The organism is Gilliamella sp. Gris3-2 (genome assembly GCF_001690345.1).
GTDB lineage: Bacteria > Pseudomonadota > Gammaproteobacteria > Enterobacterales > Orbaceae > Gilliamella > Gilliamella bombi.
Genome location: NZ_LZHB01000023.1, coordinates 144,095 through 166,646, shown reverse-complemented (window position 1 = coordinate 166,646; position 22,552 = coordinate 144,095). Strand labels below are relative to the sequence as shown.

The 22,552-nt window shown below is 34.6% G+C and carries 19 protein-coding genes and 1 pseudogene; 10 read left to right on the top strand and 10 right to left on the bottom strand.

Annotated elements, in window-relative coordinates; all coding sequences use genetic code 11:
* Entirely contained in the window at positions 1-576 is a 576-nt protein-coding gene (locus tag A9G32_RS04125; protein ID WP_081296748.1) for an anthranilate synthase component II, read from the bottom strand.
* Positions 577-1,048: 472 nt separating this feature from the next.
* A complete protein-coding gene (locus tag A9G32_RS04120) occupies positions 1,049-1,504 on the bottom strand; it encodes a CHAP domain-containing protein (protein ID WP_218055829.1) in 456 nt (151 codons plus the stop codon).
* A gap of 357 nt (positions 1,505-1,861) precedes the next feature.
* Between A9G32_RS04120 and yccX the strand changes: the two are divergent.
* The 5 genes and pseudogenes from yccX (at position 1,862) to A9G32_RS04095 (ending at position 5,484) form a co-directional block, all read left to right on the top strand.
* Positions 1,862-2,140: pseudogene (yccX, locus tag A9G32_RS04115) on the top strand (acylphosphatase).
* A gap of 80 nt (positions 2,141-2,220) precedes the next feature.
* A complete protein-coding gene (gene lptC / locus A9G32_RS04110; protein WP_034913230.1) occupies positions 2,221-2,784 on the top strand; it encodes an LPS export ABC transporter periplasmic protein LptC in 564 nt (187 codons plus the stop codon).
* A 3-nt stretch (positions 2,785-2,787) separates the two neighbouring features.
* Entirely contained in the window at positions 2,788-3,342 is a 555-nt protein-coding gene (lptA, locus tag A9G32_RS04105) for a lipopolysaccharide transport periplasmic protein LptA (RefSeq protein ID WP_065589835.1), read from the top strand.
* Between the two features lies 1 nt (position 3,343).
* A complete protein-coding gene (lptB, locus tag A9G32_RS04100; RefSeq protein ID WP_034913235.1) occupies positions 3,344-4,069 on the top strand; it encodes an LPS export ABC transporter ATP-binding protein in 726 nt (241 codons plus the stop codon).
* On the top strand, positions 4,069-5,484 hold the full coding sequence (locus A9G32_RS04095) for an RNA polymerase factor sigma-54 (protein ID WP_065589842.1): 1,416 nt from the start codon (positions 4,069-4,071) through the stop codon (positions 5,482-5,484). The genes lptB and A9G32_RS04095 overlap by 1 nt, the downstream gene beginning before the upstream one ends.
* A gap of 62 nt (positions 5,485-5,546) precedes the next feature.
* On the opposite strand, the gene leuD is transcribed toward A9G32_RS04095, so the two are convergent.
* The 4 genes from leuD to leuA all read right to left on the bottom strand — a co-directional run bounded on the left by leuD (position 5,547) and on the right by leuA (position 10,414).
* Complete coding sequence (leuD, locus tag A9G32_RS04090; protein WP_065568790.1) at positions 5,547-6,149, bottom strand: 3-isopropylmalate dehydratase small subunit; 603 nt, start codon at positions 6,147-6,149, stop codon at positions 5,547-5,549.
* A 13-nt stretch (positions 6,150-6,162) separates the two neighbouring features.
* Positions 6,163-7,563, bottom strand: coding sequence for a 3-isopropylmalate dehydratase large subunit (gene leuC, locus A9G32_RS04085; protein ID WP_065589834.1), 1,401 nt, complete (start codon positions 7,561-7,563; stop codon positions 6,163-6,165).
* 156 nt (positions 7,564-7,719) lie between these two features.
* Entirely contained in the window at positions 7,720-8,799 is a 1,080-nt protein-coding gene (gene leuB / locus A9G32_RS04080) for a 3-isopropylmalate dehydrogenase (RefSeq protein WP_065561213.1), read from the bottom strand.
* A gap of 67 nt (positions 8,800-8,866) precedes the next feature.
* Positions 8,867-10,414 carry a 2-isopropylmalate synthase gene (leuA, locus tag A9G32_RS04075; protein WP_065589833.1) on the bottom strand — a complete coding sequence of 516 codons (1,548 nt, stop codon included), beginning with the start codon at positions 10,412-10,414 and terminating at the stop codon, positions 8,867-8,869.
* A 445-nt stretch (positions 10,415-10,859) separates the two neighbouring features.
* Between leuA and nfsB the strand changes: the two genes are divergently transcribed.
* The 5 genes from nfsB (at position 10,860) to ettA (ending at position 18,358) form a co-directional block, all read left to right on the top strand.
* Complete coding sequence (nfsB, locus tag A9G32_RS04070) at positions 10,860-11,504, top strand: oxygen-insensitive NAD(P)H nitroreductase (protein ID WP_065589832.1); 645 nt, start codon at positions 10,860-10,862, stop codon at positions 11,502-11,504.
* Positions 11,505-11,658: 154 nt separating this feature from the next.
* Entirely contained in the window at positions 11,659-12,006 is a 348-nt protein-coding gene (locus A9G32_RS04065) for an HTH domain-containing protein (protein WP_065589831.1), read from the top strand.
* 639 nt (positions 12,007-12,645) lie between these two features.
* Positions 12,646-13,689 carry a hypothetical protein gene (locus tag A9G32_RS04060; RefSeq protein WP_065639517.1) on the top strand — a complete coding sequence of 348 codons (1,044 nt, stop codon included), beginning with the start codon at positions 12,646-12,648 and terminating at the stop codon, positions 13,687-13,689.
* Between the two features lie 454 nt (positions 13,690-14,143).
* Positions 14,144-15,763 carry a hypothetical protein gene (locus A9G32_RS04055; RefSeq protein ID WP_141672723.1) on the top strand — a complete coding sequence of 540 codons (1,620 nt, stop codon included), beginning with the start codon at positions 14,144-14,146 and terminating at the stop codon, positions 15,761-15,763.
* A 927-nt stretch (positions 15,764-16,690) separates the two neighbouring features.
* Positions 16,691-18,358: an energy-dependent translational throttle protein EttA gene (gene ettA / locus A9G32_RS04050; RefSeq protein ID WP_065640641.1), complete on the top strand. Its 1,668-nt coding sequence runs from the start codon at positions 16,691-16,693 to the stop codon at positions 18,356-18,358.
* Positions 18,359-18,450: 92 nt separating this feature from the next.
* Here the strand turns inward: ettA and A9G32_RS04045 are convergent, their stop codons facing one another.
* From A9G32_RS04045 to A9G32_RS13565, 4 genes are all read right to left on the bottom strand, one after another.
* Positions 18,451-20,079: a DUF2813 domain-containing protein gene (locus A9G32_RS04045; RefSeq protein ID WP_065590054.1), complete on the bottom strand. Its 1,629-nt coding sequence runs from the start codon at positions 20,077-20,079 to the stop codon at positions 18,451-18,453.
* A gap of 15 nt (positions 20,080-20,094) precedes the next feature.
* The gene (gene rfaP, locus A9G32_RS04040; RefSeq protein WP_065590055.1) at positions 20,095-20,898 is read right to left on the bottom strand and encodes a lipopolysaccharide core heptose(I) kinase RfaP; all 804 of its coding nucleotides are present in this window, start codon (positions 20,896-20,898) and stop codon (positions 20,095-20,097) included.
* A complete protein-coding gene (locus A9G32_RS04035; protein WP_065590056.1) occupies positions 20,891-22,015 on the bottom strand; it encodes a glycosyltransferase family 4 protein in 1,125 nt (374 codons plus the stop codon). The genes rfaP and A9G32_RS04035 overlap by 8 nt, the downstream gene beginning before the upstream one ends.
* Before the next feature lie 240 nt (positions 22,016-22,255).
* Positions 22,256-22,540, bottom strand: a complete 285-nt coding sequence (locus A9G32_RS13565) for a DUF2645 family protein (RefSeq protein WP_176701131.1) — start codon at positions 22,538-22,540, stop codon at positions 22,256-22,258.
* Positions 22,541-22,552: the final 12 nt, after the last annotated feature.

Sequence of the window (22,552 nt, the reverse complement as noted above, 5' to 3'; positions counted from 1 at the left end):
TTAGTATTGCTCATGGACAAAATTATGAATCATTTGTAAACCAAATTCGGTTTTAATTGCTTCAGGGTGAAATTGGACTGACTCGATGGGTAACTTTTTGTGACGTAATCCCATAATCAATCCTTGATTGTTTCTTGCTGTTACGATTAATTGAGAGTCTTTTGGTAAAAGCTTATCACAAGCAATTAATGAATGATAACGAACAACCGAAAGAGGGCTTTTGATCCCTTTAAACACGCCTTGACCATCGTGCGTTATCTCATCGACTTTTCCATGCATAGGTGTTGGTGCTTTGATGATCTTATAACCATAATATTGAGCAATCGCTTGGTGCCCTAAACAAACTCCCAATATTGGGCAAATATGACTAAATTCGGCAATAGTTGCGAGTGATATTCCAGAATCGGCAGGGGATCCCGGACCAGGCGAAATGATAATCTTAGAAAAGCTAATTTCTTTTATTTGTTCAATTGTCATTTCGTCATTTTTAATCACTTTAACTTCTGCGCCAACTTGACACAAATAATTGTGAATATTGAAAGTAAAAGAATCATAATTATCTATTAATAATATCAAAATAGAGCCCATTAATTACATAGCGTATTGCTTTAAAACCATTGGCATTTATAACAGCCAAATTCCAGTCATACCCAGAGTTATTATACCGTTAATACAGTTAAAAACAGATATGATTGCCAGTTTGCTATCTTTTTATTTCCTTTTTTATACTGAAACATAGTGTTACCTGAAACTTTTTACCAAAAATTCTCTTTCTCTGTGATAAATCTCACAAAGACATACAGCTCTACTTGTATGGTAGTATTTGTGTTACTTATTACGTTAGCCGAAGCTGGGATTGTCAAAATTTTTTTGCAATAGCTCAACATGAAAACCTTTCGGCTATTTTGGAGACTATAAAAATAGTATCAAAACAGAAGAATGAATGGTTTGTTGATTAATCTTCATTAACGATCTGAATTATTATTTTGAATATTTTCTGTAATTATGCCATTTGTTTTTTTGTTGTAGTTTATTCTGGTGCAGGCAATTATTTATTTTTACGTAAATAACCTAAAACGCCAAAACCTTCTATTATCCATTTTCCATCTTTAAAGATTAAAGGAAAAGTTGCTCTACTACTTGCATTTGGTCCGGGGTTTTGTTGCACAATTTCAATTTCGTTGTCTGTTACTTTACTTATAATGGCAACATGCCCATAATTTGACCAATTAAGGATAATAATATCTTCAACTTTTGGTTTAGTTGGTGAACCATTATGAAACTGTAATAAATTACGTTGACGATTAATTTTTCCATCAACGATTGAAGGGTCAAAGAAATCTTTTGCATGCCCATAGCTATTGGGCATTTTGTGATTGAAGCGTTGATAATAATAGCGTTTGATGAATTCAACACATTGATATTTCAGACCTAAGTTATAGCCGTCTTTAGCAATATTTCTTCCACTTACATTATTGATGCTACCATTATAATAGACTTTCACACCATTAAATTCATCAACGACTTTGCCAATTTTCTGTTTATCAATTTCAACATTAGCAAAAGCACATGAATTAAGTGTATAGTAGCTTAATACTGATAATAGCCAAAGTAAAAAAAGCTTTTTTTTTATATTTTAATAACATATTTATTTCCATTGTTTTAATTATTTATTATTGTTTATTTTATTGAAAAATAAAATTTAGTCGATAAGTAAAAAACTTACTAGTTGCAAGATTATTAATGAATCTAACATTTAACCATGATAAAAAATTATGTTCTGTATTTTCAACCTAAATTAGTATTTCATCATTAAAATTAATATGTTTGAATCCAGGTTATAATAAAATGAGGTCGCAAGATGATTAAGAAAGTTAAGATAAATGTTAGCGGTCGCGTGCAAGGTGTAGGATTTCGTTTTTTTACTTATCAGCAAGCCCAAAAACTGGGTTTAGTTGGTTATGTTCAAAATTTAGATAATGGCGATGTTGAGATTATAGCTCAAGGTGATAGTTTACAAATAAGCAAATTAATAAAATGGATTGAAAATGGCGGTCCTGCATCTTAACGCATTTTACATGTTAATATTTTTGAATTATTACCACAAAACGATTTAACTTCTTTTAATGTTCGATATTAATTTAATAAAAAATAAAGTAGAATAATTAAAATTTTGGCATTCGAAATAATAATTTCTAATTAATGTGAAAAACGTATGTTATGAATAAAAAAAATCTAATCTGTTTTTTACTTCTCATTGTTGTTATCGGTGTTTATTATAATTATCAAAAAGGAGATGAGGTTGTAAATCAATCCACTCTAAATATATCAGATAAGCCGATTTATCAAAGTGATAAAATGTTAACAGATATTTATGACTTATCTGGGGATCTTATTTATAAAATTGAGTCCAGTAATGTAAGACATTTTGATGACTCAAATAATACTGAATTTGATTTGCCCAATTTTACGTTTTATGAACAGAATCATTCAGCTACATGGCATATTAAAGCAAAGAAAGCAACGTTGACAAAAGATAAACTTCTTTACCTTTATGATGATGTTCAATTAGATAATTTGACACAAGAAGCTCAATTGAAACAAGTAAAAACTGATAATGCCGTGATAGATTTAACTTCACAACTAGTCAAATCAAAAGATCCTGTCATCATTAATGGGGTGGGATTTTATTCAACTGGTATTGGTTTAGCGGGTGATTTACATGCCAAAACGGCTAACATACTTGAAAATGTAAAAACATATTATAATACAGAGGCAAAATAAAACATGAGTTCGCTAAAACAGGTTGTTTTTTCATTAATTTTACTGCTACCAATCTCTTTAAGTAGTTTCGCTAATGAACTTACTTCGCAATCTATAAACTCTAAAGAAGAACATAAAATGTTCGCTGATAATAAACCCATTACGATAGATGCAGATAATCAAAAAATTGATATTGAAAATAATACAATTACATTTATTGGCAATGTTGTTATTATCCAAGAAGGATTAACTATAAAAGCTGATAAAGTGGTTATCACTGACACGCAAGATAAAAATAAGCAAAAAATTACAGCTTATGGTAAACCTGTGAATTATAAACAAATTTTACCAGAAAAAAATAAGATTGTAACGGGTCATTCTTCACAAGTTATTTATGATGTAAAACAAAATAATGTTATTTTACGCGGTCATGCTGAATTATTTCAACAAGATAATCATATTGTTAGTGATCTGATTACATACGATGTCAAAAAACAGCAAATATTAGCCAATCCAGGTAAGAATATGCGAGTAAAAAGCACTATTATCCCAAACCAAGTTAAAGGGATGAACAAATAAAATGTCAATTTTAAAAGCGGAAAATCTGGCCAAAGTATACAAAAAAAGACGAGTTGTTGAAGATGTAAGTTTAACTGTCAACTCAGGCGAAATTGTTGGATTATTGGGCCCCAATGGTGCGGGTAAAACGACTACTTTTTATATGGTGGTTGGTATAGTGACATTAAATGCAGGTAAAATTTACCTTGATGATCATGATATCAGCATTTTACCTTTACATGAGCGAGCTCAAAAAGGTATTGGCTATTTACCACAAGAAGCGTCTATTTTTAGAAAATTGTCTGTTATAGATAACATTATGGCGATTTTAGAAACGCGCAAAGATATTGATAAAAATGAGAAAATCGATCGTGCCGAAGAATTACTCGAAGAGTTCCATATTTCTCATATTCGTGACAGCATAGGACAATCTCTATCAGGTGGAGAAAGACGTCGAGTAGAAATAGCAAGGGCGTTAGCAGCTAATCCTAAATTTATTTTACTTGATGAACCTTTTGCTGGGGTTGATCCAATTTCGGTGATAGATATCAAAAATATTATTAAGCATCTACGTGATCGAGGGTTGGGTGTATTAATAACCGATCACAATGTACGTGAAACGTTAGATGTTTGCGAACGTGCTTACATTGTTAATAAAGGACATTTAATTGCTGAAGGTTCACCAAATGACATCTTAAGTAACGAATATGTAAAACGCGTTTACTTAGGAAACGAGTTCAGATTATGATGAAAACCAGTTTACAACTGAAAGTCTCTCAACAATTATCCATGACGCCACAATTACAATTGGCGATTAAATTACTACAGTTGTCAACTTTAGAACTCCAACAAGAAATACAAACTGCGCTTGAAAACAATCCATTGCTTGAAGTTGATGATCAATATGACGAAGTGAACGTTAAACAAAACGATGAAACAGAAAATATTGATACGCGTGAGGCTTTAGATAGCAAAGAGATTCCCGATGATATTCCACTGGATGCATCTTTAGATGATATTTATAGTGCAGGAACTCCATCTGGAACTAACTCAGATTACCGTAATGATGAATTGCCTATCTATCAAGGTGAAACTCACGAAACATTACATGATTATCTGGAATGGCAACTTGAACTAACACCGTTTAGCGATACAGATAGGGCGATAGCGGTATCTATTATTGAAGCTATAGATGAGAGAGGCTATTTAACAGTTTCAACAGAAGAAATACTTGAAGAACAAGGTAATGATGAAATCGAAATGGCCGAAGTTGAAGCAGTATTGAAACGAATATGGAATTTTGATCCTATCGGTGTTGGTGCCAGATCGTTACAAGAGTGTTTGTCTATTCAAATTCAACATTTAGACACTCCACCATTAGTTAAACAAATTATTGATAATTATTTAGACTTATTAGCCATACGCGATTATAGAAACTTAAAAAAAGTGTTAAATACAACAGATGAACAATTAAAAGAGGCTGTTGATTTTATACAACGTTTACAACCTTATCCTGGCGATTTGGTTAATACTGCTTCTCCAGACTATGTCATACCTGATGTCATGGTAAAAAAGGTACAAGGAAAATGGATTGTGTATTTAAATAGTGATACAGTTCCAGCTTTACGTATTAACCAGCAATACGCCGATATGGCAAAATTAGCAAATGAAAGTGATGGGCAATATATTAGATCTCATCTGCAAGAAGCTAATTGGTTTATTAAAAGCATCGAAAACCGTAACGAAACCTTATTAAAAGTCAGCCAATTTATTGTTGAGCATCAGCAAGCCTTTTTTGAACACGGCGCTGAATACATGAAACCAATGATTTTGTCTGATGTTGCAACGGCAATTGATATGCATGAATCGACCATTTCTCGTGTAACAACTCAAAAATATCTGCATTGTCCAAGCGGAATTTATGAACTTAAATTCTTTTTCTCAAGTCATGTTAATAATGATTCAGGCGGTGAGGTTTCATCTACTGCTATCCAAGCATTAATTAAAAAATATATATCGGCAGAAAATAGTAAAAAGCCATTAAGTGATAGTAAATTAGTTTCGATGCTTGAAGAAAAAGGCATTATTATTGCACGTCGCACCGTAGCAAAATACCGTGAAGCCTTATCAATTCCACCATCAAGTCAACGAAAACAGCTTTAAATTTGAATTTAAATTATATCGCTTATTTTAATCATGGGCGCAATTTGCGCCCTTTAATAAAATTAAGCTAAAAAGCTTGGGATTTTATGTTCAAAGTCGCTAATTGCATCTTCATGTTGTAAGGTTAAACCAATATTATCTAACCCATTTAATAGACAATGACGTTTAAATGCATCGATTTTAAATGAATATTGCTTGTCGCCGGCAATGACCACTTCATTAACTAAATCGATGGTAAATTCAACGCCTTCATTAGCTTCGACAATTTTAAATAGCTCATCGATATCTTCTTCGGATAAATTAACCAGTAATAACTGATTGTTAAATGAGTTATTGTAAAAAATATCGGCAAAACTTGAACCAATAATGGTTTTAAATCCATAATCAGCAAGTGCCCATGGAGCATGTTCACGAGAAGAACCGCAACCAAAATTTTCACGTGTTAATAAAATACTGGCACCTTTATAGCGGGGTTTATTCAAGACAAATTCAGGGTTAGGTTGCTCGCCAGCATCATCTAAAAAGCGCCATTCATGAAAGGCATGTTTACCAAATCCAGTGCGTGTTACTTTCTGTAAAAACTGTTTTGGAATGATTGCATCTGTATCAACATTAGCCGCATCCAAAGGAACGACTAGCCCAGTATGTTTTGTAAATTTTGCCATGACAAGTCTCTCCTTAAAATGGTTTGCGAATATCTGTAAAATGACCAGTAATAGCTGCGGCTGCTGCCATAGCAGGACTAACTAAATGTGTTCTAGCATCACGTCCTTGGCGACCTTCAAAATTACGGTTGCTGGTTGATGCACAGCGATCTCCCGGTGCTAATTTATCATCGTTCATTGCAAGACACATAGAGCAACCCGGTAAGCGCCATTCAAATCCTGCATCAATAAAAATCTTATCTAATCCTTCGGCTTCAGCTTGTTCTTTCACTGGTCCTGAACCGGGTACAACTAATGCTTGTACACCTTCAGCCACTTTACGGCCTTTAGCAATTTGCGCAGCAGCTCGTAAATCTTCTATACGTGAGTTTGTACAAGAACCAATAAACACTTTATTGATCTTAATATCAGTCATTTTGGTGCCAGCGGTTAATCCCATATAAGTTAATGCACGCTCTGCAGAGTGTTTTTCAATAGGATCAGCAAAATCATTAGGATTCGGTACTGTTGCATCAATTGAAGTTACTTGACCAGGATTCGTTCCCCAAGTGACTTGTGGTGCGATATCTTTTCCTTCTAACGTCACAACTGTATCAAAATGTGCACCTTCGTCGGTTTTTAGCGTTTTCCAATAAGCAACCGCTTTGTCGAAGTCTTCACCTTTTGGTGAAAATTGACGACCTTTTAAGTACTCAAAAGTCACTTCATCTGGTGCAATTATGCCAGCTTTAGCTCCCATTTCAATTGCCATATTACACAACGTCATACGTCCTTCCATTGATAATGATTTAATCGCATCACCACAAAACTCAACCACATGCCCAGTACCGCCAGCGCTGGTTGTTTTGCCAATGATAGCTAAAATAATATCTTTAGCGGTAATGCCGTCAGCAACTTGCCCTTTAACTTCAATTTTCATGGTTTTAGCACGACCTTGTTTTAAGGTTTGAGTTGCTAACACATGCTCAACTTCGGAAGTACCAATACCAAAAGCTAATGCACCAAATGCGCCATGTGTAGCAGTGTGCGAATCACCACACACAATAGTCATACCCGGTAAAGTCATACCTTGCTCAGGGCCGACTACATGGACAATACCACGTAATGGGCTTTGTAAATCATATAACGAAACACCAAACTCTTTGGCATTTTTTGCCAGTTCGGTTAACTGAATGCGAGCCATTTCGCTACAGGCACTTAAATCATTACTTTTGGTTGAAGTGTTATGATCCATAGTTGCAAAAGTCTTATTGGGCTGGCGAACTTTACGATTCATTGCACGTAAGCCATCAAAGGCCTGTGGAGAGGTGACTTCATGAACTAAATGACGATCGATATATAAAATAGGCGTTTCATTTGGAGCTTCATAAACGACATGCGCATCATATAATTTCTGATACAGTGTTTTTGACATTGCAGATTCCTTATTATTTTTTACAACTGGTATTAGTTTTAAACTTTGACATTATTTACTAATCCTATAATTAATTGAATTAAAAAGGATACAAGTAGCAGTTTATTCTGCATACTTGAGTATCTTTTTACTACACATTTTACATAGCTAATTCAACTAAATAAGCTTACAAATAATGTCTCCCATTTCATCAGTTGAAACGGGTTGTTCTTTTTGTGCAAGATCGATAGTACGATAGCCTTGCTCTAATGCTTTATTTACTGCTGTTTCGATAGCTGAGGCAATATCATCACGTTTAAAGCTGTAACGGACTAACAAGGCTAATGACAAAATTTGTGCAGCAGGATTAGCAATATTTTTGCCAGCAATGTCAGGTGCGCTACCACCAGCAGGTTCATATAAGCCAAAGCCTTGTTCATTAAGACTAGCAGAAGGTAACATCCCCATTGAACCAGTTATCATGGCACATTCATCGGATAATATATCTCCAAATAAATTTGAGCATAAAATAACATCGAATTGAGACGGATCTTTAACAAGTTGCATTGTGGCATTATCGATATACATATGCTCAAGTTCGATATCAGGGTAGTTTTTAGCTACTTCATTAACCACCTCACGCCACAAAATTGAAGTTTGTAATACGTTGGCTTTATCAATTGAAGTTACTTTTTTGCGACGTAAACGTGCGGCTTCAAACCCCATTTTTGCAATACGTTCTATCTCAAAACGATGATAAACTTCAGTATCAAATGCTTTTTCTTGAGCACCACTACCTTCACGTCCTTTAGGTAATCCAAAATAAATACCGCCAGTTAATTCGCGCATACATAAAATATCAAATCCACGCTCTGCAATATCGGTGCGTAATGGGCAAAGATCTTCTAAGCCTTGATATAAACGAGCAGGGCGCATATTAGCAAATAATTTGAAGTGTTTACGTAGTGGCAATAACGCACCACGTTCAGGTTGCTTTTCAGGTGGCAAATTAGACCATTTAGGACCACCCACTGAACCAAATAAAATAGCGTCAGCTTTTTCACAGCCTTCAAGTGTTTCATTAGGTAATGGGCAACCATGAATATCAATTGCTGCGCCGCCCACATCATATTCACTAGTAGTAATAGAAAGCTGATATTTTTGGCGGATAACATCTAATACTTTATAGGCTTGTCTCATTACTTCAGGGCCAATACCGTCGCCGGGAAGTACTGCAATATGGTAGTTTTGTGACATTTTTTATTCCTTTACAATCTAAATTAATTTTCATGTTTTGCTGTTAAACGGCAAAACAAATTATTTTTTAGTCATGATGTAATTTTTGTTTTTCTTGTGCAACTTGATTTGCTCTATATACATTATTCAATACATTAATTAAAGCCAAAGCCGATGAGTGAACAATGTCGGTTGCAAGCCCAACACCATGGAACTTACGACCTTTATATTCGGCAACAATATCAACTTGTCCTAAAGCATTTTCACCTTGTCCTTTAGAAGCTAACTGATATTTTACAATCGAAATAGGCTCGCCAGTAATACGGTTGATAGCTTGATAAACAGCATCAACAGGACCGTTACCTGTTGCAGCATCAGAATACTTTTTATCACCAATTAACAAGCTAACCGAAGCGGTTGAAACAACCGTCGAACCTGATTGAACATTAAAATAATCTAAAACATAATGTTCTTTTTCATCTTTTAATTGATTGATAAATATTAATGCCTCTAAATCATAATCGAATACTTGGCCTTTTTTATCAGCTAATTCTAAAAATGCCTCATAGACTTGATCTAAGTTATAATCTTTATCGTGATAACCAAGTTCTTCTAAACGATGTTTAACGGCGGCTCGTCCTGAACGAGAGGTTAAATTTAATTGGATTTGATTTAATCCGATTGATTCAGGGGTCATAATTTCGTAAGTTTCACGATTTTTTAAAACCCCATCTTGATGAATTCCTGAGGAGTGGGCAAAAGCGTTACTACCAATAATTGCTTTATTACCCGGAATTGGCATGTTAGTAATTTGGCTAACAATTTGGCTGGTACGATAAATCTCTTGGTGATTAATATTTGTGTGAACGTTTAAGATATTTTGACGAACTTTAATCGCCATAATAACTTCTTCAAGTGCGGTATTACCCGCACGTTCGCCTAAACCATTCATCGCCCCTTCAATTTGCCGAGCACCTTCTTGAACCGCGCTAATCGAGTTAGCCACCGACATGCCCAAGTCATCATGACAATGAACAGAGATAATCGCCTTATCAATGTTCGGGACACGTTCAAATAGGGTATGAATAATGCCACCAAATTGATAAGGGACAGTATAACCGACAGTATCCGGAATATTGATCGTTCTTGCCCCTGCTTTAATTGCTGCTTCAACGATACGACATAAGTTATCAATTGGGGTACGGCCTGCATCTTCACAAGAAAACTCCACATCATTAGTATAATTACGTGCACGTTTAATACAGTGCACAGCTCTTTCAATGACATCATCAAATGTCATTTTTAATTTATCCTTAACATGTAAGGTTGATGTTGCCATAAAAGTATGAATTCGAAACTGATCTGCAACTTTTAATGCCTCGGCAGCAACATCAATATCTTTATCAACACAACGAGACAATGCACAAACACAGCTATCTTTAATGGTCTTAGCAATCGTTTGAACTGATTCAAAATCACCGGGAGATGAAACAGGAAAGCCAACTTCCATCACATCGACCCGCATTCGCTCCAAAGCAAGCGCTATTTGTAACTTTTCTTTAACGCTCAAACTTGCTTGTAATGCTTGTTCACCATCGCGTAACGTTGTATCAAAAATAATGACTTGATCGCTCATTGTTTTTCCTTTTATATATTTTAGCGCTATCTCGGTATTTCAAGTTAAAAAAACAAAAAACCCGCACTTTAGCGCGGGTTCTTGTTAATTTGTTGAGTTGTTTATTTAACTACTTCTTTTTACTCCACACACAAGCTATCCGCGCAAGTTAATGCGAGGAGGAGGCTGAGGTCGAGTGATAAATAGTTAACAAACATAAAAAAATCTCTATTTGGATTGTAATTAATGAAAACTAAAACTGATGATATTTTTACCAAATGATATTTGTGGTGTCAATGATTATTTTCTGTCAATCTTAATATATTTATTTTTTATTAAAGAAGTGACAAATATATAATACTAATAAATATTGCTTTACTATTTGACAAATCTATTAAAATAATAAGTTGAGACATAATAAAACCGAATTATAATGGTGAAAAGAATAACTCACGAGGGCATAATAATGAACATAGTTGATATTTCTCAAAAACGCTACACTACCAAACATTATGATCCAACAAAAAAAATTCCTGCCGATAAGATTGAACAATTATTAACGGTTTTAAGAAACAGTCCATCATCAGTTAACTCACAACCATGGCATTTTTATGTTATCGAGAACAACGAGGCAAAGAATAAAATTTTACCAGCTATACTTGAATTTAATCAACCAAGGGTGACTGGCGCTTCGCATACGATTGTCTTTTGTATTAAAACACCATTAGACGACGCCCATTTAGTTAATCTACTCAATCAAGAAGATAAAGACGGTAGATATCCTTCAGCCGATCTTAAACAAGCACAAGATCAAGGTCGTCGGCACTTTGTAAAGCTCAATAGTGCAACCATTGAATCGCAACAATGTTGGGAAAGTAAACAAGCTTATCTAGCATTGGGGCAACTGCTTTTTGCAGCAGCAACAATTGGTATTGATTCAACGGCTATTGAAGGATATGATGCCCAAAAAATGGACGAGATTTTAGATCTCAAAAGCAAAGGACTTAAAAGTATTGTTGTTGCTACATTAGGCTATCGAGCCGAAAATGACGGCAATGCGCATCGACCAAAATCACGCTTACCTAAAGAGCAACTTTTTACGTTTTTATAAAATAACGAGCAATATTCTCTGTATGAATTAAGATAAATATAGAGGATATTTTTTGAACTATGATAAGTTTAATTGTAGGAAAACATTAAGTTGTTTATACTTCATGTGTAGAATTTATTCGCATTATTTACAGTAAATCTGAGAAAATATGGTAATGAATATACGTAAAACAAAATTAACGCCTTATCACAGACAAGAGATATGGCGTTTATATCATAAAGAAAAAATAACCATCACTGATTTGGCTAAACGCTTTATGGTCAGTCGCCCGACCATTTATAGCGTGCTAAAAAAAGCCCGATTAAATTTGTTTGTGCCTTTAACCAGTAAGAACAAACGTTATAAAACGATTAGTTATGGTATTAAACACCTAGTTAAAATTGAAAAATCCATTGAAGATAAATTAAGGCGGCAAGCTAAATTATATAACAAAACAAATCCTGACGAAATGTTACATGTCGGCACCAAATATTTACCTTTACCTAAAAACAAAACAAAATAACTGTGATTGGCTATTTTAATAGGTTGCGCTATCGTGGTTGAAAGTAATGGTCTATTTTAGTTGGTCAGATTTCGGACGTGATCACTATTATTAATTTATTTACAAAAAACAGTACGTCCGAAATCACGATACCATAATATCTTAGCTCGCTATAAACACTTGATTTAACCAAAAACAAAATAAAAAATTTAATAAAATCAATAGTCTACCTGAACGATTTTAGAGCAAAAAAACACACCACTATAAGGTCAATATGCTTGTTTTTTTGCAGTGTCAAAATACGCTAATGACAGAACTAGGGTCGCCGCCAAACAGGACTATTTCATTTGTATGTTTTTTACAAAAATCCACGAAAAAACTAGCCAACTATTTTTAAACGGCTATACTTTTACGGTTATAGGAAAACAAGCTTATTAAATAAGTAAATAATTATAAAAAATCCAAATAAAACAAAACATTACTTGACAGGTAGACAATAATGCATTATCATTTCTGGCACAAGGCACAAGGCACAAGCACTGGCAAACCTACGATTTAAATTTATTAAATAATCCTATTTGCCGAGTTTTTGCACGAAACTCGTTTATATTTTCCAAATTATCTCTCAAATTATCCCGAAAACTCTTGTTGGTGTTGGGCGTGTTATTATTGCCATATTCATGGAGTTTAGAAGCATTAACTAGTAAAAATGGTCGCGTAAATAATCATCGTAGTGATGCCATAATATTACCGTCGTTCGAAAACCCGTGTCTAAAATATGGTACAGACGGAGATGCAGGTTCAGTTGATTTATGGATATGGATATCGAATCCTGATTATTTTGAACCAAGTGCGCCATTGGTTTGTTATGCTCAACCTAATTTATCAAACGATTCCAGTAATAATACTGAATACAAAGATTTAGATGGTCCTGATTGGGTAAAAGGAAAAGGATTTGTACCACAAGATATAAACAATCCACAACGTAATTTCCCATCGACAGGAACAAATAATGTTTATTTTTATTTATTATTAGCAAACGTAACGTCCGAAGAGATTATCTCAGCTAATGGCGCTAGAGTATTTCCGGAATCAGGGAGTGGAGTTAGTTTAGCTTTATCATCTGCAAGAACACCAGGTTGGGGAAAAGGCTCACGAGATGTAGCTTTAAAGATAGTACTAAAAGGACCAGTAAACCGTAGTGCTAATAAAAATTTTAGTCCCTCTACATTTAAGCTTTATTCAGATAGAGCCAAAAGTAACGTCTTGTATAGTTTTAAAATTGAAAGATGGTATATAGCCCAAGGGGCTAATATTAATGCATCTGTGCAAGATGCAAAAAATTACTGTAACCGAATTGGATACCGAGTGCCAAGTGTTGCAGATTATACTAATGCAAATAATGATGATATTTGGACTGGAGGTATTCCTGGAAGAAATATCAATAATTATCGCCGTCAATTAAGCTATCGCGGCGGTAATGGCAAGTGGATTGGTGGGCTATTTAATGAATGGGGAACCTTATTTAACAATCCTAATCACTATTTAGGTCTTGATGACTGGGAAACTAGTCATCCTCAAGATTGGTATTGGGCAATTGATACATACAAAGGAGAACCAATTCGAATCGATTTGGGGGATGGAGATTTATATGATTCTAAATCAACTAATAATAAACTTAGAGCTGCTTGTGTCAAGCCGTAGTTAAATTTGTTTTATTTGTTCAGCAAATAGTTTGATTCTGTAACTTTTTGAAGTTACAGAGGTTATTACGAGTAAGTTAATTATAGAACTTACTCGCATTGTTTACCGTAATGGTATGTCCCCACTTTTTAGTACCAAAAAGATAAGGTTAACGATTCCCATCAACATGCAATGATGAATAATTTGATGATTATTTTTTACAAAATTGGTACCTAATATTTAAAACTATAAAATCAGTCTATTTCTTATTATTTAATATAATTTTCATATGGTTATATATTATTTTTAATAATCAGACTCATTTAATCACATGTTTACAAATCTTAACAAAAAAGTTATTTTTTACATAAAATTAACATAATATAATAAATATGATCAAATTTGCGTTTTATCAGTAGTTATGATTTGGATGCAAATGATTTTTTATAGGAAAAAGTAATTAAAAATGGAAGTTATGAATAATAAAATATACAAAAGCAATAAGTTAGCTTTTGAACAACCTCGAATGTTTATTTTAAAAATAGCTAAGTTTTTTGGCCAAATTTTACGAATTATATCGTCAAGTTTACATGTTAAACATTATGCTTATGGAACTATAATTGCTACGTTGGGTATAATGATATCGGGTAATGTTATTGCCTTATCCGCAACCACAACAAAGGTGATTGAAGGGAGTGCGCCTTATCTACAATTTAAAACGTCTCAGAATGATCAAGTCGGTAATAAACTAAAAAATTTAGATGAGTTGCTAGGTTTTATGATGCCAAGTCAAGAAAGCACTGGCGAACTAATACAAATTGGAGTTAATGATTCAATCTCCAATGGAGGTAAACCGTTAACAGTCCCTTTTGGTACAAAGTTTTCAGATGTTATTGCTTTGGTTACTGCTGATGGACAAGCACATACAATTTCTAACTTGCAAGTGGCGGATGATGATGGTGATGCTTCAATTACTGATAATTTTACCGTCGGTGGTACGTTAACTGCAACTTGGAAAGATGGTTCTCAAGTTGTGAGTGATTTACATCAGGAGTTGGCACTATGTGGGGGGCCTTATACTTTAGAGTTGAGTGCACAAGATATCGCCGTAACGACTAAGTATGGCATTCCCAATAAAAATCATTATGGTAGCAAACCCAAAATAACTTACCAATTTATGCTTTCAGGTGGCCCAAAATTGTGCTACGCTCGACCATATAGTATTTATGTTAATTCAGCTAGTAATGATATAACGAAATATCCTAAAGGCTATAACTCGGCAGTATGGAATGGTAATGGTTATAAGGAGGTTAATCAATTTCGTGTAGGATTTATAGCCGAGTCATTTCGACCTATCACTGGTTTCAAAGGGATTAAGTTTGACTTAATAGGTTCAGGGAATGAACAGTCAAAATACCGTTGTAGACTTGATGCTAGCAATATCAATAATTGGGTAACTTTATCAGGAAACGGAAATAAAGAATTGGGGAAAGGTTGTCAGGTTGTTTATAATAATCGTTTTAAACCGAAGACTCCATTAACCATTAATATGGAGTACACAGAAGATAACGGTAACAGTTGGAAAAATATTGGTAAAGTGACTCTTCCGATACCTAAAAAATGGGCAATTCTTGTTGATCATAGGAAGGATTATAAAAGTAGCGGTTTTATTAACTTTGATCGTGAGTACGTGGCGTTTGATGAATGTCGTAAAATTATTGATGGTCATGCAATACCTGCAACAACACGAGAACAAATTAATGATTTTTCTGACGCAGGAAAATCTTGGCGGCAAAAATATATGTATAGAAGGAATGAATTAATTAATTCACTTGATGCTGATTTACCAGAAGGTACTGCTACACTTCCTACACCAAGGACATATAGACATTCCCGTGATTTAGGTACATTTCTAGGAGAATGGGGAACCGTCTCGCGATATCATAACAATGGATCCTATATTTGGACATCTGAAATGTATCGAGCCAATAAGCCTTTTGCTGTTAATGATTCAGGATATATTTCGGGTGATTATTATGACCTTGGTTCTGTTCAGTCCTCTCAAACATTTTGTCGAGGTGAAAATTTACCATAAAAAATATATAAATCAAATTGATATTTAAAATAGGATTATTAATATGTTTGTTTTATAGCCAGTCATTAATTGATGATTATCTTATTGGTTTATGTGTGTCACTCCAAGATTTGAGGATGTTCAGACGTATTAATAATATTTCATTGTTCACAACCCACAGGGTAGTCTGTGTAGTACCTTAAAGGATAGTGAGTAATAAGTAGTATAGTGCTATAAAATAATCACTAAAATCGTAATGGGCAACTAATGTTGTTGTCCATTACGAGTATTTAAAAATGATCATGCTTTTTATAAAGCCCTTTTCTTATAGATATTAAATCTATTTCTTTATTTTTTCCACAACCAGATTAATTAGCGCAAGTCTTATAAAGCTTAACATAAAAGTTATTTTTTACTTCAACGTCGCATTTTATTTTGATCATAATTCGTCTTGGATATTTATCAGTCGTTATAGGTTAAATAAATGCTATCAAATTTAAAAGTCATTTTTAAATTGATAGCTAACTAATAAATGGGAAAACGGTTTTTAATGATCAATTGGACTATGACATTATTGAGTTGAGGGATACAAAAATTTCTGGGTATCTCTATTACATGCTAAAGGCTATTATTTCTATAAGGGTTCTATGTCTATCTTTAGATTTTCAGAGATGGTGTCGGTATGTGTACCCTCTTAAAAGCGTAGGCGTTAGATTAGAAATTATTCCTATTTTTTCACCGTTACCATTATGGTCGTTGTGGCGAAGCATGAATATACATATACAAGTCCTACATTAAGTTTTGTGTATAGCGAATATTGATTTACCTATATTCTCAAAAATAACCCTAGACCCGATGCTCAGAATCATTACAATATATGCCATCAATTATTTATATAGCAACTGATGTGGTTTGCTATTTTTAAACAAAATTAACGGATGATGTTTTATGGCGCAATATGTTTATACCATGAATCGCGTAGGGAAGATTGTTCCCCCTAAACGCTATATTTTAAAAGATATTTCTTTAAGTTTTTTTCCAGGTGCAAAAATTGGTGTACTCGGTTTAAATGGAGCGGGTAAATCCACTTTACTACGAATTATGGCGGGTGTTGATACCGAAATTGAAGGCGAAGCACGCCCACAACCTGATATTAAAATTGGTTATTTACCCCAAGAACCGAAATTAGATCCTAAACAAACTGTACGTGAAGCCATTGAGCAAGCAGTTGGTGATGCGAAAAAAGCGCTAGCTCGATTAGACGAAGTCTATGCCGCTTATGCCGATCCTGACGCCGATTTTGACAAATTAGCCAAAGAACAAGCAGAGCTTGAAGCCATTATTCAAGCACAAGATGCGCATAATTTAGATAATCAATTAGAACGAGCTGCTGACGCACTACGTTTACCTGATTGGGATGCGAAAATTGAAAATTTATCAGGTGGTGAACGCCGTCGAGTAGCAATTTGTCAATTATTACTTGAAAAGCCTGATATGTTATTAATGGATGAACCGACCAACCACTTAGATGCCGAATCAGTAGCATGGTTAGAACGATTCTTACATGACTACGAAGGTACGGTTGTTGCAGTAACTCACGATCGCTACTTCCTAGACAACGTAGCTGGTTGGATTTTAGAGCTTGACCGTGGTGAAGGAATTCCATGGGAAGGCAACTACTCATCTTGGCTTGAACAAAAAGATCAGCGCCTAGCGAAAGAAGCCTCGACCGAATCGGCACGTCGTAAATCGATCGAAAAAGAACTTGAGTGGGTACGACAAAATCCGAAAGGGCGCCAAGCAAAAAGCAAAGCCCGTCTAGCTCGCTTTGAAGAACTCAACAGTAACGATTACCAAAAACGTAACGAAACTAACGAGCTCTTTATTCCAGCTGGACAACGTTTAGGCGATAAAGTGATTGAAGTAAGTAATCTAACTAAATCGTATGGCGATCGTGTGCTGATTGATAACTTATCTTTTAGTATTCCTAAAGGGGCAATTGTTGGCATTATTGGTCCAAATGGAGCGGGGAAATCAACCCTATTTAGAATGTTATCAGGCAAAGAACAACCTGATTCAGGCACGATTACTTTGGGTGAAACAGTGCAACTTGCATCAGTTGATCAGTTCCGTGACAGTATGGACGACAAAAAAACAGTTTGGGACGAAATTTCAAACGGTCAAGATATTATGCGTATTGGCCATTTTGAAATACCAAGTCGTGCTTATGTTGGTCGTTTTAACTTTAAAGGTGTTGATCAGCAAAAGCGTGTAGGTGAACTTTCAGGTGGTGAACGTGGGCGTGTACATTTAGCTAAATTATTGCAAGTGGGTGGTAATGTATTACTACTCGATGAACCAACCAATGATTTAGATGTTGAAACGCTACGTGCGCTTGAAAACGCATTATTAGAGTTTCCGGGTTGTGCTTTAGTGATTTCGCATGACCGTTGGTTTTTAGATCGTATTGCGACCCATATTTTGGATTATCAAGACGAAGGCCATGTTGAATTCTTTGAAGGTAACTTTACCGAATACGAAGAATGGAAAAAGCGCACATTAGGTGCTGAAGCATTAGAGCCTAAACGTGCTAAATATAAACGAATCTCCAAATAGCATTAATTTTTATTTTATTCCGCCGATTTATATTGGCGGAATAGTTTTATCTTCTTGATAGCGATTTTAAATATTTTTCAAAATGTAATTATCTAAACTAACCCTTTAGATGAACTAATAATTCTCGAAAAAGTATCCATTAGCAAACGCGGTATAGCGTTTATACCACGTGATTTTGCATCATCACAAATGGCAATCGCAAGATCAGGTTTTGAACTTTTATGAATTGCTTTTTGAATAATTTGATGTACAGGCAGATCAATATGCTGTGTTTTATTATAAGCGGCAAGTTTATAGACATGACTAAAACCATGTTTAAATAAAAAGTTTTCAATGTCTCGCGCAGGCAAAACCGTTAAGTAATCATCAGGATTTTTATCTTCACCACATAACGATTTTACCGTATCGGCATATTTTTTACCCGCCATATCCCCATCAGTAATTACATACCAATGAATTCCCATTTTATTGGCATATTTTATAAGCGGTTTTAAACCACACTGAGCAAACTCAATAAGCTGAACTCCCTCTGAACTCAGATGATAACCACTTTGTTCAGCTAGTTCACGTAACAACCACACTTCGGTTTCGCCCTCGACTAACAACCAACATCGTGCAAATAAGGCATTTGATCGGCGATAAAGAATATGAAACGCAATACGGCGACTATCACTAACGCTTAATGAATGAGGTTCAATGTATTTGGCAATAATTTTATCTGGCAGACGAATTAAACGATAAAGGTTTTCTAATGAAAATAACGATACCAGATCACTTGAGTTAGACGTGATAATTTTTTGTGTAGGGAAGTTTTTTAGTAAGCGAAATGCAACTGATAAAATGATTGGATGTAACAAACTTTCAGGCTCTTCTAAAATTAAAATAGGCATTGAACTTTGTGAAAGTGAATAATTCCCTTTAGCATCAATAATAGAGCCGAAAATTCCTAAAAATACCGTTCGTAAATAATCATTATCAAGATTATCCAATACATCATTAATTTGTTCCAAAACATTCCAATCTTCTGATCTTGGTGTACTTTTGGCATTTTTTTGTTTGTAATGATTGCGGTGTGCTTGATCGACAAAATAATACTCTAATAATGAGCGTGCGGCTTGTAGGCCTCGAGCTAATTCATCTTGGGTTAATTCGGCTGAATGGGCTTTTAGTTGGTTTGAAAGTTGGCTAATGTAGTGTTCGGATAATGGTTCGTTAGTAACAGTTAATTGCTCAGGATTAATTGCATTTTTAAGTGTCATTACTGGATTTAGTTTGATTAATGTTGCAATTAATAATTTTTCGTTTTCTATATTAAAGGGATTGCCTTGTGCATTGAGCAATTTATGTTGTGTTATAATTTGGTTATTTTGTTTATTGGCAGAAATTTGATAAGTGATACGATGCAGATTATCTTGGTGTGATTGATACGAAACTGAGCGTAATGGTTGATAATCTTGATTATTTAATTCATGTAAGTGTGATTGGCAATAAGTGATTTTAATAATAATATTATCGCCATAACATTGGTATTGATCATGATAAAAATCGGAATCGACAAATTGATAAAACTTGTTATCTAGTGATAACAATTGCAAAGCGCTGATTAAACTTGACCGCCCCCAACGATTTTCACCCATTAGTACGCTAGAACTTGCATTTAATTTTAAAGATAGTTGACTAATACCTTTAAATCCGGAAATATCAATTTGTTCAATAAACATAGCGTATCCTTATTGTTAAAGATGATACTTTTCTGTCCTTTTACGAATTCGTTCAACTTTTTGATGCGTACTAGCAATTAACTTAGCTTCATTACGCAAAATCGTTTTTAAAGGTTGATTAAAATACACTTTCAAAAAACGCCAAATATCACGATCAGTTAGCCCAATATTCATGGCTGAAAAATAAAGCCCAATTAAATCTTTATCACGCCAACGAACAGGAACTGTTTTACGGATCTGAGCACGGTGTAAATCAATCACCGATAATTTTATTTGCTGATGATTTTCAAAAAGCGGAATATCAAGCAAAAAGTGACACAAATAACAATCACGATGATTAACCCCAGCCGCATGCATTTGGGCAACCATTTTTGCCAAATAAATCACTAAACAACGCTTTATATGATAGCTAGGTGGATTAGTTAACCATGGCTTAGTAAAATCTTCTAAACTCACAGTCGGGTTAAGATCTCTTGTCACAATAAACGAATGACGAGTCAGCGGATTTAGCCCCTTACGACCAAATGCTCGCCCATCCATCGTATTAACGCCAACTTGCTCCAAACGCTCAATCGCATCCCACTCTTGCTTAGCATCTAAAACAGGTAAACGTAACGAAATAAGATTCTTCACAATCTCTTTAATGGTTGTACCACGATGAATTTTAATAAAATACGATTCATCACCAAGCTCAAAATTCAACGTCTTACGTTGCTTAACCGCTCGATAGACTTTGCCTGATATTAACTCAACTTCCGCAAACGGATCTTTATTTTTCCACAAAGCATCAAAAGGGCATTTTAACTTCAACTCATTCATAATGATCACAACCTAAAATAATATCTGCGGCACGCTGGGCTAAATGATATAAATCAGCCGTTTTACCATAATGTATTGCATTGTTGTGCCATGTTAATAACTGATCGTGGTTTGTTATGGCATTTTGCAACGCTTGATTGAGATCTGCTTGTACAAAAGGTTCGGCAAGGATCACCCCAGCATTGGCATCATCAATATGATAAGCATAGCCCGAAGTGCTTGACACAATCACTGGCACTCCAGCGGCTAACCCTTCAATAAGCACCATACCAGCAGCTTCTTGTCTTGCAGGGTGCAATAGCAAATCTGCCGCAAATAAAAAGTCAGGGATATCATTACGGCCTGCAAAAAAACGTACTTGATACTCAATGCCGAGTTGCTTAGCCAGTTTTTGATAAGCTTCGGGATTATCCTGTCCCACTACTAAAAAAGTCACTTTTTGTTTTAAATCGCATGGTAGTGCGGCAATGGCGGTTAAAGAACGATCTACTCCCTTACGCTTAAAATCTGATCCAATTTGCACAATCACAAAATTATGTTCATCAATTTGATTGGCTTGCCTAAATTGCTTACCTTTAGCTAGCGACTCATAATTGTATTGACGATCTTGCGCAATACCGGGTGGCAAAAGGTAAAATCGAGATGGATCAGTATGATAATAGTGCTCAAAATCACTAATTTGCTGTTTTGTTAGTACCATAACTTTGGTTTGGCTATGTTGATTAAATACCGCATCTTCAAAAGCCAAATAGTGCTTACAGCGTTTTGACAATTTATACAAAAAGCCCTTGTGTGAAACCTTTTCGGCATAACAAGTATCACCTGCAAAATAAACATCCAAATCAGGCATTTTATTAAAGCCAACTACACAATCAACAGGATTTGCTTGTAAATGAGTCTTCACCCAATAGTAATAAGATTGATTACGACTATGGTTGGATAAGCCCTTTTTAGGTACCCAAATAATGTCAAACCCACAAGGTACATCGCCTTGCCAATCCATGACATAAACACGAACATTATGTCCTCGATTTTGACAAGCTTTGGCTATTTGCAAAAAATCACGTTGCAAACCACCAAAAGGAAAATATTTATAAATACAAAAAGCCAGTTGCATGCAGATTGTCTCAAGTTTGAAAGGCGTATTATATACTTAGTATTTATTTGGGTGCAAAGTTTGATTTTTATATAACCAAATTTGCTGGAAAATTTTGGTCATAGTGACAGTTGAATAAGCATACTGTCATTTGTAAAAATAATTCAAGAGTCTATACCATTATAATTTGGTTTTATTCTTAGTGTGAGTGCGTTACGCTATTGATAATCTCTCAAACTATAATAATTTTAAATGAAATTGTTAGCACCATTGAAAACGTAAAAAGAATGACCAAAAACAATAGAGAATAGCAAGGGACAAATAGATATATCTTATTTTTCTATTTTTTATAAAAAATAAACTCAAAATTAAGGGAATGGTAAGGATAAGAAAAACGTCTTCACTATTTCTTCCACCTAATGGCAACGTGCAAAGGTTGTCTGGATCACCTGTAAAAATCATCCATTCATATTTATTGGTTGAAAATAAATTAATAATTATTAATAAAAAGGCGAAGTGGATAAATGAAAGGATGTCCTTTTTCATAATCATTAAATC

What these genes read in the sequence shown, in the direction of transcription:
- lptC (WP_034913230.1), top strand. Translation starts at nt 2,221, where the DNA reads ATGAATAAAAAAAATCTAATCTGTTTTTTACTTCTCATTGTTGTTATC.
- lptA (WP_065589835.1), top strand. Translation starts at nt 2,788, where the DNA reads ATGAGTTCGCTAAAACAGGTTGTTTTTTCATTAATTTTACTGCTACCA.
- lptB (WP_034913235.1), top strand. Translation starts at nt 3,344, where the DNA reads ATGTCAATTTTAAAAGCGGAAAATCTGGCCAAAGTATACAAAAAAAGA.
- A9G32_RS04095 (WP_065589842.1), top strand. Translation starts at nt 4,069, where the DNA reads ATGAAAACCAGTTTACAACTGAAAGTCTCTCAACAATTATCCATGACG.
- leuD (WP_065568790.1), bottom strand. Translation starts at nt 6,149, where the DNA reads ATGGCAAAATTTACAAAACATACTGGGCTAGTCGTTCCTTTGGATGCG.
- leuC (WP_065589834.1), bottom strand. Translation starts at nt 7,563, where the DNA reads ATGTCAAAAACACTGTATCAGAAATTATATGATGCGCATGTCGTTTAT.
- leuB (WP_065561213.1), bottom strand. Translation starts at nt 8,799, where the DNA reads ATGTCACAAAACTACCATATTGCAGTACTTCCCGGCGACGGTATTGGC.
- leuA (WP_065589833.1), bottom strand. Translation starts at nt 10,414, where the DNA reads ATGAGCGATCAAGTCATTATTTTTGATACAACGTTACGCGATGGTGAA.
- nfsB (WP_065589832.1), top strand. Translation starts at nt 10,860, where the DNA reads ATGAACATAGTTGATATTTCTCAAAAACGCTACACTACCAAACATTAT.
- A9G32_RS04065 (WP_065589831.1), top strand. Translation starts at nt 11,659, where the DNA reads ATGAATATACGTAAAACAAAATTAACGCCTTATCACAGACAAGAGATA.
- A9G32_RS04055 (WP_141672723.1), top strand. Translation starts at nt 14,144, where the DNA reads ATGAATAATAAAATATACAAAAGCAATAAGTTAGCTTTTGAACAACCT.
- ettA (WP_065640641.1), top strand. Translation starts at nt 16,691, where the DNA reads ATGGCGCAATATGTTTATACCATGAATCGCGTAGGGAAGATTGTTCCC.
- A9G32_RS04045 (WP_065590054.1), bottom strand. Translation starts at nt 20,079, where the DNA reads ATGTTTATTGAACAAATTGATATTTCCGGATTTAAAGGTATTAGTCAA.
- rfaP (WP_065590055.1), bottom strand. Translation starts at nt 20,898, where the DNA reads ATGAATGAGTTGAAGTTAAAATGCCCTTTTGATGCTTTGTGGAAAAAT.
- A9G32_RS04035 (WP_065590056.1), bottom strand. Translation starts at nt 22,015, where the DNA reads ATGCAACTGGCTTTTTGTATTTATAAATATTTTCCTTTTGGTGGTTTG.
- A9G32_RS13565 (WP_176701131.1), bottom strand. Translation starts at nt 22,540, where the DNA reads ATGAAAAAGGACATCCTTTCATTTATCCACTTCGCCTTTTTATTAATA.